Origin of the sequence: Caballeronia sp. LjRoot34, from assembly GCF_964253815.1 — a bacterium.
GTDB lineage: Bacteria > Pseudomonadota > Gammaproteobacteria > Burkholderiales > Burkholderiaceae > Caballeronia.
In genome coordinates, this window is record NZ_CAXUSB020000002.1 from 562,854 (window position 1) to 576,971 (window position 14,118).

The 14,118-nt window shown below is 60.1% G+C and carries 20 protein-coding genes and 1 pseudogene; 3 read left to right on the top strand and 18 right to left on the bottom strand.

Going from position 1 to position 14,118, the window contains the following annotated elements; genetic code table 11:
• Positions 1 to 24: 24 nt before the first annotated feature.
• Positions 25 to 393, top strand: coding sequence for a nuclear transport factor 2 family protein (locus tag ACSQ36_RS21985; RefSeq protein WP_436183557.1), 369 nt, complete (start codon positions 25 to 27; stop codon positions 391 to 393).
• Here the strand turns inward: ACSQ36_RS21985 and motB are convergent.
• Together motB and motA are read right to left on the bottom strand one after the other, a co-directional pair.
• Positions 382 to 1,455 carry a flagellar motor protein MotB gene (gene motB, locus ACSQ36_RS21990; RefSeq protein ID WP_436183558.1) on the bottom strand — a complete coding sequence of 358 codons (1,074 nt, stop codon included), beginning with the start codon at positions 1,453 to 1,455 and terminating at the stop codon, positions 382 to 384. The two genes, ACSQ36_RS21985 and motB, sit on opposite strands and share 12 nt — an antisense overlap.
• Before the next feature lie 60 nt (positions 1,456 to 1,515).
• Complete coding sequence (motA, locus tag ACSQ36_RS21995) at positions 1,516 to 2,385, bottom strand: flagellar motor stator protein MotA (RefSeq protein WP_213761933.1); 870 nt, start codon at positions 2,383 to 2,385, stop codon at positions 1,516 to 1,518.
• Between the two features lie 339 nt (positions 2,386 to 2,724).
• Here motA and ACSQ36_RS22000 point away from each other — a divergent pair, with 339 nt between their 5' ends.
• On the top strand, positions 2,725 to 2,997 hold the full coding sequence (locus ACSQ36_RS22000) for a hypothetical protein (RefSeq protein ID WP_158936157.1): 273 nt from the start codon (positions 2,725 to 2,727) through the stop codon (positions 2,995 to 2,997).
• An 81-nt stretch (positions 2,998 to 3,078) separates the two neighbouring features.
• Here the strand turns inward: ACSQ36_RS22000 and ACSQ36_RS22005 are convergent, their stop codons facing one another.
• Positions 3,079 to 3,249 (bottom strand): hypothetical protein, encoded by a 171-nt coding sequence (locus tag ACSQ36_RS22005; RefSeq protein WP_213762302.1) that lies wholly within the window; start codon positions 3,247 to 3,249, stop codon positions 3,079 to 3,081.
• A 129-nt stretch (positions 3,250 to 3,378) separates the two neighbouring features.
• Positions 3,379 to 4,848, bottom strand: coding sequence for an MFS transporter (locus ACSQ36_RS22010; protein ID WP_436183559.1), 1,470 nt, complete (start codon positions 4,846 to 4,848; stop codon positions 3,379 to 3,381).
• 382 nt (positions 4,849 to 5,230) lie between these two features.
• On the opposite strand from ACSQ36_RS22010, the pseudogene ACSQ36_RS22015 reads away from it, so the two are divergent.
• Positions 5,231 to 5,509 (top strand): annotated as a pseudogene (locus tag ACSQ36_RS22015) (response regulator); the annotation flags it as partial.
• Positions 5,510 to 5,716: 207 nt separating this feature from the next.
• Here ACSQ36_RS22015 and ACSQ36_RS22020 read toward each other — a convergent pair.
• The 14 genes from ACSQ36_RS22020 to ACSQ36_RS22085 all read right to left on the bottom strand — a co-directional run bounded on the left by ACSQ36_RS22020 (position 5,717) and on the right by ACSQ36_RS22085 (position 14,109).
• Positions 5,717 to 6,811 (bottom strand): tyrosine-type recombinase/integrase, encoded by a 1,095-nt coding sequence (locus ACSQ36_RS22020; RefSeq protein ID WP_436183560.1) that lies wholly within the window; start codon positions 6,809 to 6,811, stop codon positions 5,717 to 5,719.
• On the bottom strand, positions 6,808 to 7,008 hold the full coding sequence (locus ACSQ36_RS22025; protein WP_436183561.1) for an excisionase: 201 nt from the start codon (positions 7,006 to 7,008) through the stop codon (positions 6,808 to 6,810). Before ACSQ36_RS22025 ends, ACSQ36_RS22020 begins: the two co-directional genes overlap by 4 nt.
• Before the next feature lie 54 nt (positions 7,009 to 7,062).
• Complete coding sequence (locus ACSQ36_RS22030) at positions 7,063 to 7,251, bottom strand: hypothetical protein (RefSeq protein ID WP_436183562.1); 189 nt, start codon at positions 7,249 to 7,251, stop codon at positions 7,063 to 7,065.
• A 28-nt stretch (positions 7,252 to 7,279) separates the two neighbouring features.
• Positions 7,280 to 7,624, bottom strand: coding sequence for an HNH endonuclease (locus ACSQ36_RS22035; RefSeq protein ID WP_436184915.1), 345 nt, complete (start codon positions 7,622 to 7,624; stop codon positions 7,280 to 7,282).
• Between the two features lie 38 nt (positions 7,625 to 7,662).
• Positions 7,663 to 8,469 carry a hypothetical protein gene (locus tag ACSQ36_RS22040; RefSeq protein ID WP_436183563.1) on the bottom strand — a complete coding sequence of 269 codons (807 nt, stop codon included), beginning with the start codon at positions 8,467 to 8,469 and terminating at the stop codon, positions 7,663 to 7,665.
• A 171-nt stretch (positions 8,470 to 8,640) separates the two neighbouring features.
• Positions 8,641 to 9,438 (bottom strand): hypothetical protein, encoded by a 798-nt coding sequence (locus ACSQ36_RS22045; protein ID WP_436183564.1) that lies wholly within the window; start codon positions 9,436 to 9,438, stop codon positions 8,641 to 8,643.
• Between the two features lie 188 nt (positions 9,439 to 9,626).
• A complete protein-coding gene (locus tag ACSQ36_RS22050; RefSeq protein WP_436183565.1) occupies positions 9,627 to 9,998 on the bottom strand; it encodes a hypothetical protein in 372 nt (123 codons plus the stop codon).
• Positions 9,999 to 10,009: 11 nt separating this feature from the next.
• Positions 10,010 to 10,447, bottom strand: a complete 438-nt coding sequence (locus ACSQ36_RS22055; protein WP_436183566.1) for a hypothetical protein — start codon at positions 10,445 to 10,447, stop codon at positions 10,010 to 10,012.
• The gene (locus ACSQ36_RS22060; RefSeq protein WP_436183567.1) at positions 10,444 to 11,175 is read right to left on the bottom strand and encodes a PRTRC system ThiF family protein; all 732 of its coding nucleotides are present in this window, start codon (positions 11,173 to 11,175) and stop codon (positions 10,444 to 10,446) included. Before ACSQ36_RS22060 ends, ACSQ36_RS22055 begins: the two co-directional genes overlap by 4 nt.
• Complete coding sequence (locus ACSQ36_RS22065) at positions 11,172 to 11,963, bottom strand: PRTRC system protein A (protein ID WP_436183568.1); 792 nt, start codon at positions 11,961 to 11,963, stop codon at positions 11,172 to 11,174. Before ACSQ36_RS22065 ends, ACSQ36_RS22060 begins: the two co-directional genes overlap by 4 nt.
• Positions 11,964 to 11,967: 4 nt before the next feature.
• Positions 11,968 to 12,681, bottom strand: coding sequence for a PRTRC system protein B (locus ACSQ36_RS22070; protein WP_436183569.1), 714 nt, complete (start codon positions 12,679 to 12,681; stop codon positions 11,968 to 11,970).
• Positions 12,678 to 13,721: a PRTRC system protein F gene (locus ACSQ36_RS22075; protein ID WP_436183570.1), complete on the bottom strand. Its 1,044-nt coding sequence runs from the start codon at positions 13,719 to 13,721 to the stop codon at positions 12,678 to 12,680. Before ACSQ36_RS22075 ends, ACSQ36_RS22070 begins: the two co-directional genes overlap by 4 nt.
• The gene (locus tag ACSQ36_RS22080; RefSeq protein ID WP_436183571.1) at positions 13,718 to 13,900 is read right to left on the bottom strand and encodes a hypothetical protein; all 183 of its coding nucleotides are present in this window, start codon (positions 13,898 to 13,900) and stop codon (positions 13,718 to 13,720) included. The genes ACSQ36_RS22075 and ACSQ36_RS22080 overlap by 4 nt, the downstream gene beginning before the upstream one ends.
• Positions 13,897 to 14,109 (bottom strand): PRTRC system protein C, encoded by a 213-nt coding sequence (locus ACSQ36_RS22085; RefSeq protein WP_436183572.1) that lies wholly within the window; start codon positions 14,107 to 14,109, stop codon positions 13,897 to 13,899. Before ACSQ36_RS22085 ends, ACSQ36_RS22080 begins: the two co-directional genes overlap by 4 nt.
• Between the last annotated feature and the right edge of the window lie 9 nt (positions 14,110 to 14,118).

Consider the following 14,118-nt stretch of genomic DNA (forward strand, 5'->3'; position numbering starts at 1 on the left):
CATCTTCAAACCAGGGACAAAGCGATGACCGAGAGCGTGATTGCGGAACTGGAAGGGCGCTTGCGGGACGCCATGCTCGCATCGGACGTGGATGTGCTGGATACGCTGCTCGCCGACGACCTCACGTTCGTCGACGCAACAGGCAAGGTGTGGAGCAAGGCTGACGACCTGAACGCGCATCGCTACGGGATACAGCGGATCGAGCGGCTGGAGATCAAGGAACAGACAGTGCGCGTGTACGACAAGAGCGCCGTGACGCTCACGCATGCGGCGCTAAGCGGCCAATTCGGCGGCGTGCCGCTCTCGGCCAATCTTTGCTACACGCGCATGTGGGTGGAGACGGAGTGCGGCTGGCGGATCGCCGCCGCTCACTGCAGCGTGCTAGCTTTTTAAGGCTGGCCCGGCGCTTGCCGACACAGCACGCGGCTTGGCCAGTTGCTCCTCCACTACCGCCTGAATCACAGCGCTTGCGGGCTGTGCCCCGACGGCTGCCGGGATCATCGAGCTGGCCGGCCGCGACTCATCCACGGCGGTGCGCCCGCCGTCCGCAAAGAACGTTTGTTCGGCGGCCTTATTCAAAACCAGGATGCTGATGCGCCGGTTAGTGGGTTCGTCGGCGACTGCCTTGTTGAGCGGCAATACATTGGCTAGTCCGCGCACTTGCAGGATCTTGCCTTCGTTCATGCCGCCGGCGATCAGCGCGCGGCGTGCGGCGTTCGCCCGTTCGCTCGATAACTCCCAGTTCGAATAACCTGCTTCACCGCCCGAGTACGGCACGGCGTCCGTGTGTCCGGCGATCGACACTCGGTTATCCACGTCGTTGAGCGAGGCGCCGATCTGCGAGAGGATGGTCACCACGTACGATTCCAGCTTCGCGCTGCCTGAGGGGAACATAGGCCGCTTGAGTGAATCGACGATCTCTATGCGCAATCCTTCGCTTGTGATGTCAATACGAATCTGATCCTTGTACGCGGCCAATGCGGGCGTGTGTTCGATCAACGCGCTGAGCTTCTGCTTGAGTTGCTGCAAGCGCTGCGCGTCGTCCTTGGCTGCGGCAGCCGCAGTCGCGCTCGCGCTCTCGGCCGCACGTTGGGCCGTCGTCGGCAACGGCTGGGGCTGGCTCTTGGTCGCCTCTCCCGGCCGTGAACTGGAGAGATCGCGTCCACCGCCTTCGATCACGCTCGTGCGTGCGGCGCCGCTGCCGTCCTTGCCGCCGAAGACCGCTGAAAGCGGCGTGTTGAAATAGTCTTCAATACCCTGCTTGTCGTACTTCGAGGTCGAGCCGAGCAGCCACATGAGCAGGAAGAACGCCATCATGGCCGTCACGAAATCCGCGTAGGCGATCTTCCATGCACCGCCATGATGGCCAGCATGCCTGGACTTCCTCTTGCGTCGCACTACAACGGTCGGCGCCAGCACCGATTGCATGGGCTCGCGGGAGGGGATGTCAGCCATGAGCGAACCTCTTGGTGATCTGCGTGGTGCGGCTAATGTGCGCCGGGCAGGACAGGCTCGTCACGCCGACTTCGGTTGCTTGGTGGCGCGCACGGCGTCGTCGAGTTCCTTGAAGGTCGGACGATCCGCGGTGAACAGCACCTTGCGCCCGAACTCGACGGCAATCGCCGGTGCATAGCCGTTCATCGACGCGAGCAGCACGGACTTCACGCACTGGAACGGCTTGGCTTCGGCCTGTCCTTTTGCCGCCAGCAGATCGGCCAGCGGCCCAAAGAAACCATACGAGAGCAGGATGCCGAGGAACGTGCCGACCAGCGCGCCCGCGATCATTTCGCCGAGTATCGCGGGCGCGGCGCCCACCGAGCCCATGGTATGCACGACACCCATCACGGCCGCGACAATGCCGAACGCGGGCAGGCCGTCGGCCATCTTCTGGATTGCATCGGCCGCCAGCGATGTTTCCGCATGATGCGTCTCGAGTTCTTCGTCCATCAGGTCCTGCATCTCGAGCGCGTTGATGTTGCCGCTCGACATCATGCGCAGGTAGTCGACAATGAATTCCAGCAGATTGTGATCGTTCAGCACGTGTTCGTACTTCTTGAACGTCGGACTGTTTTGCGGCGCTTCCACGTCGGCTTCGAGCGCCATCATGCCTTCCTTGCGCGCCTTCTGAAGCAGCTCGTACAGCAGCGCGATGAGCTGCACGTACTTTTCCTTCGAGTAGCCTCCCGCCTTGAACGCGCTGGGGAGGACCTTGAGGGTCTTCTTGAGCGTCGTAACCGGATTCGATACGACGAACGCACCCATTGCCCCGCCGAAGATGCACAACAGCTCGAAGGGCTGGAACAGTGCGACCAGATGGCCGCCTACGCCTACAAAACTGCCAATCACCGACCCGATGACGACGACCCAGCCAATAACGACGAACATGCTCTCTCCGCTTGATTTTTTATGCTTCGTTTGAATGAAGCTGTCCTAGACCTTAACGGCAAGCGGGCCAGCAGATTTAGGGTGGAGCGGAGGTATCTTTTTCCTGATGTCGGAGGAGCACGGCAAAAAGGTCTGCCTGAGTAGCGGTCGAAACAGCTTTGCCTAATCTTCAGATGATTGTGTTCGACGGACAACCAGGATCGCGGCGCGCCTTGGTTCATCGCCATTTTTTGAACCTGCGTCGCGCTGGATGCTCAATAGATAACAGGGACGAACAGGGTGCGGAACGTTTTATGCGTGCTTGGCCCGATACCCATTTACTACAGGCGAACCCTAGCGATGATTCAAACTTTCGAGCAAACCATCGACGGCAAGTCGGTGCAGTTCTGTGCAAGCATCGCAGACGGCGGCAGTCCGCAGCGCGTCATCATCAGCCGGGCGGATTCGGCGAAGTCATTGGTCATCGTCGAGGCGTCGGGGATCATTGGCGCGATCAAAGCAGAAGTCGAAGCGCCGGAAACGTTTGTCGCCGAAGCCGTGCGCAAGGCGCAGCAGGAAGGGCTTATCGAGCGAGCGCTCGCATCGGGCGAAATCCTGACGACGACGCTTTAATTTGTACAGCATTGGCCAGGAGAAATACCCGCCTGCCTGAACGCAGGCGGGTATTTTTTGGGCTGTTCCGCAGCTGCAAAATCAAAGACGCGGCGTACCGTTGTTCGGATCTGCCGGAACCACTGGCGTCGCGGAATCCGGACCATCGGGTGAGTCGGGGTCGTCCGGGGGCGGTGGTGAATCGGGGTCGAGCAGTTCGTCGGGATCGGGTTCGATCGGCAAGTAGGTCGGGTCCGGCGGCGGCGTGGACATGTCCAGTTCCTCATTAGCGGCCTGCGGACCGCGCGTTGCACGACAAGTGCATATAGAAGCATATGTCACACCGGACGCAACGAGCGTTCCCGGCGTGGTCCAGTCGCCCTTAGCGTGCCGGCATGATGCTCAATGGCGAGTTCCCGTACCGCATTTAACCGATACCGTCTCAGTCGCCTTATCTTCCTTATTGCCCTTGGCCCGTTTGCTCTCGACCACCCGCCATGCGAGGATTGCGGCGAATAAAAGCAACGCCACCGATACCCCCGCCGACACCCTTACGCCCATCACGATCTGCGCGCTTTCCGCCATGGCCGAATGACTCGCCAGCGCGCCGAACGCGGCGACGCCTATTGCGCCAGCCGCTTGCCGCGCCGTGTTCAGAACCGCCGACGCCGTGCCCGCCCGATCGGGCGCAACCGTGCCCAATACGGCGGTTGTCATCGCGGGGACGGCGAGTCCCATGCCCGTCGGAATCAGCAAGAAGGGCAACAGCAATGCAACCACGGGCGTAGACGCGTTGACGAAAAGGAGCGCGGCAAAACCAGTTGCATCGATCAATGCGCCAACGATCATCGGCAAGCGCGAGCCGAAGCGCGCGACGACCACGCCACTCGCAAGATTCGATAACAGGAACCCCCCGGTGAGCGGCAGGAATGCGAGCCCGGCTTCCAAAGGTGTATGGCCCAGCACGCGCTGCAGGTACAGGCTCAGCACGAACACCATGCCGTAATATGTGAGGTTCACGCAGATGCCAAACACGGTGGCCGAATTAAACGTCGGGTCCCGAAACAGCGCAGGCGGCAGCATGGGCGCTGACGCGCGCCGCTCGACCAGCACAAGTCCCACGGCCGCGAGAAGCGCCACGGCAATGCCGCCGATCACCAGCGGGTGCGTCAGCCCCAACGGCCGGAGCTCGATCATCGCGCCGACGAAGGCGGTCAGCGCAACGGTCGCGAGCACTTGCCCGGGCAAATCGATACCGCGCGCTTGCTGCTCGGGCTTTTTATCGGCGATCCACACGTAGGTCGCCGCGATGCCTGCTGCGCATAACGGCACGTTGACCCAGAAAATGCTGCGCCAGCCGAACGCGGCGATCAGCAGGCCGCCTACGATCGGCCCGGCGGCAATAGCCACTGCGCCCGCTGCCGTCCACAAGCCCACGGCACGCGCCCGCAGCCCGCCGTCGTGACCGCAAGCCTGGTTGAGCAGCACCAGGGAGTTGGGCAGCATCGCGGCCGCGCCTATGCCCTGCAATGCGCGTGCAGCGACCAGTTGGGTCGCGTCCGTTGCAAAGCCGCAAGCGGCGGAAGCCACCCCGAACAGCATCAGGCCCGCGACGAACAAGCGTCGTGCGCCGAAGCGGTCGCCGAGCACGCCTGCCGAGAGCATCAGCGCGGCGAAGGCGAGCGCGTAGGCGTCGACGGTCCATTGCAGGCCCGCCACGCCCGCGTGCAGATCGCCTCCGATGCTCGCAAGCGCCACATTGACGATGGTGACATCGAGTTGAGAGACCACGAAACCCATGCTGGCCGTGGTGACGATCAGCGCCTGGCGTGTGCTCAGCCCGGTGCGCGAGGAGATAAGGTTCGAGTTCATGGAGACCAGCTTATCGACCCGGAGCGTCCGACGTTTCCGTGATTCGTGAAATATGCATGCACGACTTTTCGGGAGCCGTGTGCGCCCTTGTGCACCCGCTTAAAACACCTGAAATGGCTTCCGGGCAACACTTGTTCGAAAATGCCTGACTCCGTTACGTGTCGGCACAAACAGTGACTTCGCGAGACATATTGAAAGCATTTGTGACGATCCGGCGACCGAGATTAAGAGTTTTCCGATGGATCAACCCGGTACCGCTCTGCAGAATTCGCGCGTCTAAAGCGGTCTCGTGGAGCCTCATGAGGCCCTCTTTGGTGTCTTCAATAACGTTATTTCAGTACGTCTCGAAGTCACCGTTTGCAGGTTCACGGGTCTCGCTATCATGCGCATCGCAATTCTTCAATCCGATCCACAGCACCGCTTCGTCGTCGGCGGAATCATCGAACGGCTCAACCATGTCTGCATTCCGTTCAGCGACGGTTTGTCGATGTCGAAAGCGCTGTCCCGTTCCACGGTCGACATGCTGATCCTCGACTGGCATTCCAGCGGCTTGTCCGGGCTCGACCTCCTGAAGTCGATGCGCTCGGGCATCGGCGAGCGCGTGCCGGTCATGTTCGTCTCGGCGGATGGCGGCGAGAGCAACGTGGTGCGTGCGCTGACCGCGGGCGCCGACGACTTCGTCACTCATCCCGTGCGTTCCGCCGAGTTCGGGGCACGCGTACAAGCGCTGCTGCGGCGGGCGTATCCGGCGAACACTGCCGCCATCACGGAACTGGGCCCGTATCGCTTCGGTATGAGCCAAGTCATGAGCGCCTTATTTGACGGGCCTCCGCGAACGCGTTCAAAGTTGATCCAAAATTATTCCAAATCAATGTGTGCCGGTTTTCACCTCGATCCACTGTTGGCCTCGCACGTCGGTGTAGAGTTCGGTCATCGCGGCAGTGCTGTGTCCAAGGATCGCTTGTGCGAAGTCGGCGCCGTTTTGCTCTTTGTGCAGGCGCGCGGAGAGAGATCGAATCTCGTGGAACGATGTTGGCTCCAATCCTTCCGAAGGCACGTATTCCGAAGCGGCTCGCGCGCGTCGCAGCGCATTCCCGATTGATTTTTGGGAAACTTGCGCGCCACGCTTTGTCTGGAAACCTTCGATCGAAAAATGGACGAGATACTGGCTGGCGGCGCGATCGCGGCAGCGCGCGACGATCGTCCCGAGCGTGGTGCCGTTCAGCATTACGCTTAACGGAATCTTTAGGCGTTTGCCGCCTTTCTTCTGCTCGACCCATAGGAAGCCGTCGCGAGCGTCATCGAAGCGCATCTTCTGAACATCACTGATTCGCTGGCCGGTGATAAGCGCAAGCATCATGGCGTTTTGCAGCGGTGTTTCAGCATGCTTTAGGAACAAAGCAAAGTCTGCCTCGGTCATCCGTGCGCGTTTCACTCGAGTCTTAGGCTTGAGTACGGAGGCAACTGGATTCTGTCCAACTTTGATCAGGCCATGCTGAATAGCATCGCGGAACACATCCTCCAGGCGCCGCCGCATGACCTTCGCGCTCCACGGTCCGCGCTCCTTCACGGCAGCCTTTATCATGTCGGCCGCGTCCTTTGGCGTGAACTGATCAAGTGCCTTCTCAGATCTCTCATCAGCGCGTATAGCGTTCAGCGAAGACTTTATGGCGTTCAGTGTGTTTTTCTTGCCTTCCGACGCGTAGTCTTTCTCATAGTCGCTACAGAATGACCGCAGTGTTTTTTTGCTCTCGCTGGTCGCGGCGACCAGGTCACGATCTTCACGCCGACGCGCCATTTCTAGATTCGCCAGCTTTACTTGACGCTTCGCCTTCTCCAACTCGTAGCCTAGGCCTACCGTCTTTCCGTTTTCTGGGTTGCGAAACCAGAAATACCCCTTGGTGTTCTGGTAGAGGTTCGTCGGCCAACTACGGCGCGCGGCCTGTCGTCTACGTGCGTTCAAAGCATCCTCTCAAGCAAGTCGGCTGTAGCGTCGAAATATTCAGCGCTTGGCTCGACAAAGTATGTGCGCCCGACCTTCTTTGGATGCGGACGGATGCGCCCACCATGGATCCAGCGAAGCAGGGTGTTGGCGTGTGGCCTATGCTTTTCGCCGAACATCTCGACGGCCCACTCAGATACTGGTATCAACCTCGCCATGCTTCACCCCGAGATATGTTGCTGTGATGCGCAATAGCGCGTCTATGTGCTGCGTCATTGCGCATCTACTTCTAGCCAAGCGCCTTTGATTCGAAAACCTTGATTGCGCCAATGTTTAAAGTCGTGGTACTTGCCTGTCTTCCCGTCGCGCCAAAGCGCAGTGATGCCCTTACAGCCTTCTTGCGAAAAACGGAACGTCTCGGGCATCGCACGGCCGTTGAAAACTAAAATGAAGCCCCGCATCTCTCCCCCTCCCCGCTAGTAGCGGGAGTTACTCAACAATTGCAGCTATACGTTCGAAATAGAACTCGACCGGCTTTTTCGTCTCTGAGATCAACCCATATTTCTTGGCGAGTCGATAGGTAGGCTGGTTCCGGTCAAGCACTGCGACATGTCCTGCAATGATCAATCGCCACTGGTCGATGCTGAACGTGGCCTTGCTGATGTTGCACGGCGCGCAGGCGGGCATCATGTTGTCGATGCGATGGTTCTCCATCCTGGCAGCCGGTAACCCAGACCAGTACGAACCAACCCCGCGCATGACAGGCTCAACGTGGTCTGCGTGCCAGCGATCCGCCAAAGGCTCGCCGCAGTATGCGCACCGACCATCGAACATCTGCCGGATCGTCGCTCGCTCGGCTTTCGTCAACCGTTTCACGATCCATCCCCGCTTCGTTGCGACTCGATCGCCGAGTCGATTGCTTCACGCAGAGTTCGAACCAGTGCGCCAGGCCTCAGGCCAAGGCCGGTGCGACCTCTCTCACTCCCGTCATGCAGAAGGACGCCGCCGGGCTGATTTGCCATTGCCTCAAGAGCGTCGATCCGTATGGCGTCGGTTATTACGGTCGCGCTTCGTTGCGACTCCATAGCCCGCAGTCGTTCAAGCGCGGCGTCGATTGCCAGAGTCCCGTTTCCGTGTTCGATCTGATGCTCAACCGTACGCTGCAATTCACGCAATGCTTCGAGTTCGGCGCTATCCGAGATCTGTTCCGCATTCTTTTGTGGTGCTTGTGGTGCAGACGAAAGCATTGCGGCGTAGCAAACTTTCGCGGAAGCTGCTGCACGCTGACACCCACTCATCGCATGAAATTCGTCGGTGTCGTTGAATTCGGAAACTGCTTCGAATCCGTCAATCACCATGTTAGAAGTCGGCTCAATCGGGACAAGCTTCCAACCTTCCGGCGCGCTCTGTTCCACAGTCGCGCGGGCTGCTTTCAGCTCGTCGCACTTGTTCTTGTGGTCAAGGTAGTGGCGATACGCGCCCTCGATGAAACCTTGCTCGATCATTGCCTCGATGCGCTTGGCGCGTTCAGCCTCGCTAGGCACTGAGGCGATACGCGCGGACATAGCGCCAAGGCGAATCTCAGCGGCCCATATCGCTGCGAAGGTTTCGAGGGCGGAAAGCGCCTTGTTTAAGGCTCGCCGCTGATTCGGGGTCATCTGTTCGAGTTCGTCAACCATCGAAGTCTCCATTGCATCGGCCGATTTCTATTTCCCGTCTAACCAACTCCTCGGCTTCGTCGCGTGATGCACAAGCTTCGAGGCAATCGCCTTCCGGCCCAAACACCGCGTGTTTGCCTGTGTCGTGCTCGAAGGTGATGACGAACGGCCAAGGGAATCGCAACCGCCTGTTCATGATGTCGTTTCCCTCTGCGCACTAGCAGCGATCAAACTGTCCTGCATCGCCAATCCGAACTTAGTGAACTCGTACACGCTTCCGCGTACCTTCCTGATAAGCCCAATATCCGCAAGGCGCTCCATTTTTTCTTTTGGCACGTCGTAGCCTTCGCCGTCCTCCATCGTGGAGTACAGGCGAGCGAACGCTGCGCAGTCGGTCGACGTGATGCCAAACTCGTGGTGGGTAATAGGCGCACCGCTTGGTGCGGCGTCGCGGGTGGCGAGCAAGCGCTTGGCTTCAGAAGATAGCCAATTCCCCTTTACCATCTTCCCGTGGAAGGTCGCGCACTCCTCCATTAATGCCAGCCACTCTGGTGGGATGATTGCTACCGGCGCGCTTCCAGTGGTCGGAGCGGTGGATTCGGGCAATGGCGAATGCTTGGGCTTGGCGGCTTGCTTGGCGCGGATCTTTTCGACCTTTGTCCAGATGCGCGCTAACTCGGTTTCGCCAGCAGCGTGCATGTCTTCGTCGCTCGCTAGACACAGCGCTGCAAGTGTGACCATTACGCCGCCGATCTCCTGATGCAGTTCGCCAATAGGACGATCGAACGTGTAGTCGACAAGTTGATGCGCCTCGCTGCGCGTCATGCCGTTGGCCTGCACAGCTTCAGTTGCTTCCTCGAAGAATCGATGATTGCGCTCGATCCTATCGTTTGCGATTTCCAATCCGAAGCACGCCAGCATCCAAGGCTGAACGCGGCGCTGAAAGGGCTCGCCTGCCGCTTGATCCGAGATCGGTGAGGGGGTGGTCATTTCGTTGCTCCTGTTCGTGTTATCTGTCCGTCGCCAACCCGCATCGTCACCACTAGACCGGATCGGGCTGCAACCAGGCTCATGACCGTTTCAAACACGGCGTGCTCAAGCTGCGCGCTTGGTTTTGCGGACGAGCAATACGCATCTATCGCGCGGTGAGCGGCGCGGCCTAGTGGATCGGCGGTCATTTACAAAAGCTCCATTTGTTCGAACGGCATGCCGGGCCAGAAGAACCAGCCTTTGATTGCGTTCTCGCGCCATGGGATAACCTGAAAATTGTGCGGCGCGTGCAGCCCGCAAACGATCTTTCCGTCAAGCGGCACGATGTGATCGACGACATGCAACACCCCCGTTTCGCGCGTAAGGCGCTTTGCTTCGCGATAGAACGGGCGAATGTCAGCCAAGCGCACCCACGGCGGCATCGCACGCCGCTCACGCATTCGCCGGCGGCGCCCGGCCGTCTTGCCGGAAACAATCAGCGGAGCGCGGCGCTTTACAGGCACGAACAACGGTCCGGCGTGGTGGCCGCCGATCAGATCGAGATCCATGAATGCTTCCATTGCACGCACCCCTAGAACGGCAGGTCGATGTCTTCGAACGCGGATTCAAGCGGCGGCAGCTCCCTGAGCTTCGGCACGGCTTTCACGCGGATTCGAATCAGGTCTTTACCGCTCATGTCGCTGACGTCGGAAAGGTCGCGGAACGCTTTGTAGCGAGCCTTACTACGCGTGCTGGCTGTCACGGTGAACCACGCTTCGTATTCCCATTCGTCGCGCCACGGCGCCAGGCAGCGCCACTCGCGGAGTGCCGGCACATCAACGATCTCTCCATACACGACCTTGTCGGTGGGGTGATAGCGTCGCTCTTCCTCGCTCGTGTCGCTATCGATCACGACGCACAGGTAGTGACCGTCCGCACCGACTACTACGCCGCGCTCGCCATAGCAGGTAACCGCTCGACCGCGTTCGGCCGGGACACCGTAGTACTTCCGGATATAGTCGAAACTCATTTCGAGTTATCCACAGGTAGCGGGCGCACGTGCCCGGTTTTCAGGTTCACGAATGCTCCGCACCAACTGAGACGGCCGTGGCGGAAAAACTCCCACAGGATCCCGAGCGCCGGCGTCACGATCGCCTGATTGATGAAAAGCTCTTGGCGCTCGAGCGCTTCGGCTAGTCCGCAACTCGGCGTGTCATCCTCGGGCGCCCACTCGTCGACCAGCTCGGGCAGAACGTCATATGGCCAGCGAAGCTGAGCGCCAGTGCCCTCGACATCGCGCGCCGTGCCGAAAACGACCTGACCATCGCTGGCCCGGTTGCCGAGATCCATCAAATATCCTGATGTTTGATGCAGCGCTCGCGCGAGCTTTGCGCGCGCAGCCGCACTGTCGACGCACATGATTGCGATGCCGGCCCCGACGTGGATCATTTCCTGCGTCGTCGCGTGAGATGCCCGCGCAGTCCAGTCGAGGCCGAAGAAAGCGTTCAGCCGGTGTACAAGCACGACGCTCTTGTACTGGCCGACGTCGGCCGGACTGAACATCTGCCGACCGATGTTCGCCTCGCTGACCGTGTCGCCGTCGAACGCCGTCACGTGCAGCCCGGGATGCCCGAGTGCGGTAAGCGCGTGATTGAGACGCGCGAGGCCCGTGAGCATCTGCGAGCCGTTGCCGCCGCACCCGATCAGCGCGATGTTCACGCGTCGATCGAGGAAATGCGCGGGCGTTATGTGCGTCATGCCGGCTCCGGAACCTTGAAGACTGCGGCTGCAGGCACTTTCAACGGAATGAACATGCCGAGCACGCAAAGGCGGAATGCGACGCTCGGTGTGCCATCGGCATCGAGGCCGCCGAGCACCGCGGAGATCTTCACTTCGCCGGCGTCATCCGTGTCGTCTTGCGGACTGAAGTAAGCCATTCCAGCGCCGTGACTGTGAATGTCGATCGCAAGCGACTCATTCGGCGCGAGCACTGGCCGATCGAACGTGATCGCGCCCGGGGTCGCTTCCGACACGTGAAGCGCCTTGTACGCGAGTTCTTGCTTGTCGTGATCCCATACGATCCACGCCGCGTGCTCATTCGGCAGCGCGCTGCGCGCTTCCTCAGCGAACGCTTGGACGAAGGGAAGCGCGACGCCGAGTCGGCCGAAAGCCAGTTCGATCTTCGGCTCAATGTCGCCATACGGCGGCCGCGGGCTTGCGCCGGCATGAGCAGATAAGCGCTGGATGACGTGCAGCCACGGCCGCCGCACCTCGACAAAGACACCTTCGGCTGTCATCAAAAAGCGATGGCCGACTTCGAGCAGCGGCGCGAACTTGGCGTGTTTCGGCACGGCAACGGTCGGGGCGCTGTCGAACAACGCGATGTCGAGCGGCAGCGATTCGTCGTCCTCGGCAGCTGCGATCGCCCGCGGCTTTGCGCGCGCCAGCTCGTCGGCGACGCCAGACGAAAATTGATCGAGCGCGGTTGCGATGTCCCGCAATCCGGCTTGCGTGGCGTTCTGAAATGAAGCGAGTAGCTTGTCCATCGTGTCAGTCCTCATTGGTGCTGGAGCCGATCGCTTTCGCGAGGGTTTGTTTCGCGTCGATCAAGCGGTCAAGTGGGAATTCGGCGCCGTCGAGCAAATCCAGCCACAGACGTTCAGCGCCCCCGCGCCTGTGGATAAGTCGGTCATTGTTCGTGTGAGTGAAGCGACTGCGAAAGAACGCGTCTTCATATGGCTTGATGCTGTCCGTATTGATTGCGTCAGGCGTTTGCACGTTGCCCACGCAGATCTCGCCACCTTCCCAAACGTTGTAATACGGCGCCGTGTAGAGCTTTGTTGCCTGGCCAGGCCGCGTGTTATCGCGCAATGCGAACACGGACCAGCTTGTGCGGTTGACGATGAACACGAGCGGCGGGTGGGCGGCGCCGCCGGCACGTTCGCCGATCTTGTCCTTGGTGTTGAACCACACGCGCCGCGTGCATGCGGGCACCCACCAGGCGAGCTGGTTCGGCGCGAGATACACAACTCGGTCGTGGATAAATCCGCGATAACTCGTTTTCCGGGCCGCAAGGTCGGCGATGTCCGCCAGCTGGTCGAGCGTGATCGGCACGCCGGCCAGCAGCGTCGGCTTGCCGTCGACCACGCGCGCGCTATGTTGAGTCGCGTAAATGAGGTGTGTGCCCTGCGCACGGTAGAAAAGGAGCGCGCTATCCAGTGCGAGCTCAACATCGTTTTCGTGGGCAATCGAGACGGTGCTCATACCCGCACCTGCACGCGAGCAGGCGGCGATTGGAATTCATCCCTGTCGAAAATCGAAAGGACGTGCTCGACCGCCTTTGCGAGCAGCGCCGTCGATTCCATGCGCTTCAACCAATCGGCAATGTCGGCGCCGACGATCTTCAGCGGAGTAACTGAAGACGCGATCACGTATTCGCCTTCCGACGCTTGGTGCAAATAGTCATCGACAACGCGACCGACGATGTCGTCTCCACTCCATCGGACGATCAGGCCGAAATCAATTAGGTCAGCGCCAACGTCTTCCGAGCGCACGTCGGCGAATGGGCCATAGAACCGGGCGATGTTCCAAACCGTGTTCATCGCATCGACCACTTCGCGGGCGAACGGATCACGGCCGGCAGCGAGTACGATTTGACGGCGGGTAAGTACGCGACGTGGCGCAGCTGCCCACTCAGGCATGCCGTCGAAAAACTGCGCTCTTGTGAAGAAGTCGTTCGATTCGAGCATCTCTTCGACACTGTCGTACCCATGCAATTCTGCCGCCTGCGTCATCGCCTCTTGTTCGTCCGTTTCTCCGTACCAGTAGAGGTATTCCGCGAGGCTCAAGGTGAAGCTTGGAGTGCAAACGGACGGCAGCATGCCAAATGCGTCCTGAAGCGTCGCGAGCACCGTTTGACCAAGGCCAGCACGGATAGCTTCCAGCTTTTCCATACCGCGCCCGATCAGGATCTCTCGACATGACACCGGGCCGTTTGCCGTCTGAATCAGCGCCCAAAGGTGTTCTTCCCTGTGCTGCGGGAAACCGTGCTCCGGTGCCTGCTCGATCCGCAGGTGCCAGTCGAAGAGGTTCATCCCTTCAGTGATTTGCTCCCACCGGCGCGAAAGCGCCGTCTGTATCAGCGCGATTGCAGACTTCGGCCGCTGGCGAACATCGCTTTCCGCGATGACGCCCGAGTCGAGCAGCGAAAGCGCGAGCGGATGCGAAAACGATTCGGCCGACCGGATCGTATAAACAGCGGGCACATCAGCGAGTGACGGCAGCGCGAGAGGAGCAAAGGTCATGGCAACACCGGCATATGAGAAACAGGTAACTGCAGACGCACGCCGGCGGCACGCTTCGTCGCCACTGCATGGAGCTTCTCGGCAACGTGATCGTTCACCAGCTGCATATCGACGCAATGGGTCGTCGAAGGTGAGAGCGGACCGCGTTCGAGCTCGGCGCGAATCTGATCGAGTGTCACAGCGCCATCCCTTTCGTTCCAACGGCCCGGCGGAACGTGTACACGTTCTTGTTGCCGACGACATCGGGACCTTCAATTTCGGCGTTGACGATTTCCGGATACGTGTTGCCGTAGAAATCGCGAACCTGCTGCAGGGAGAAACCCGGTGACGGATCGGTGAGCTTCGCGCCGTTGTAGCGAAACTCGCGAGCGAGTGTTTCGGTTTTCACTGTGTGGGT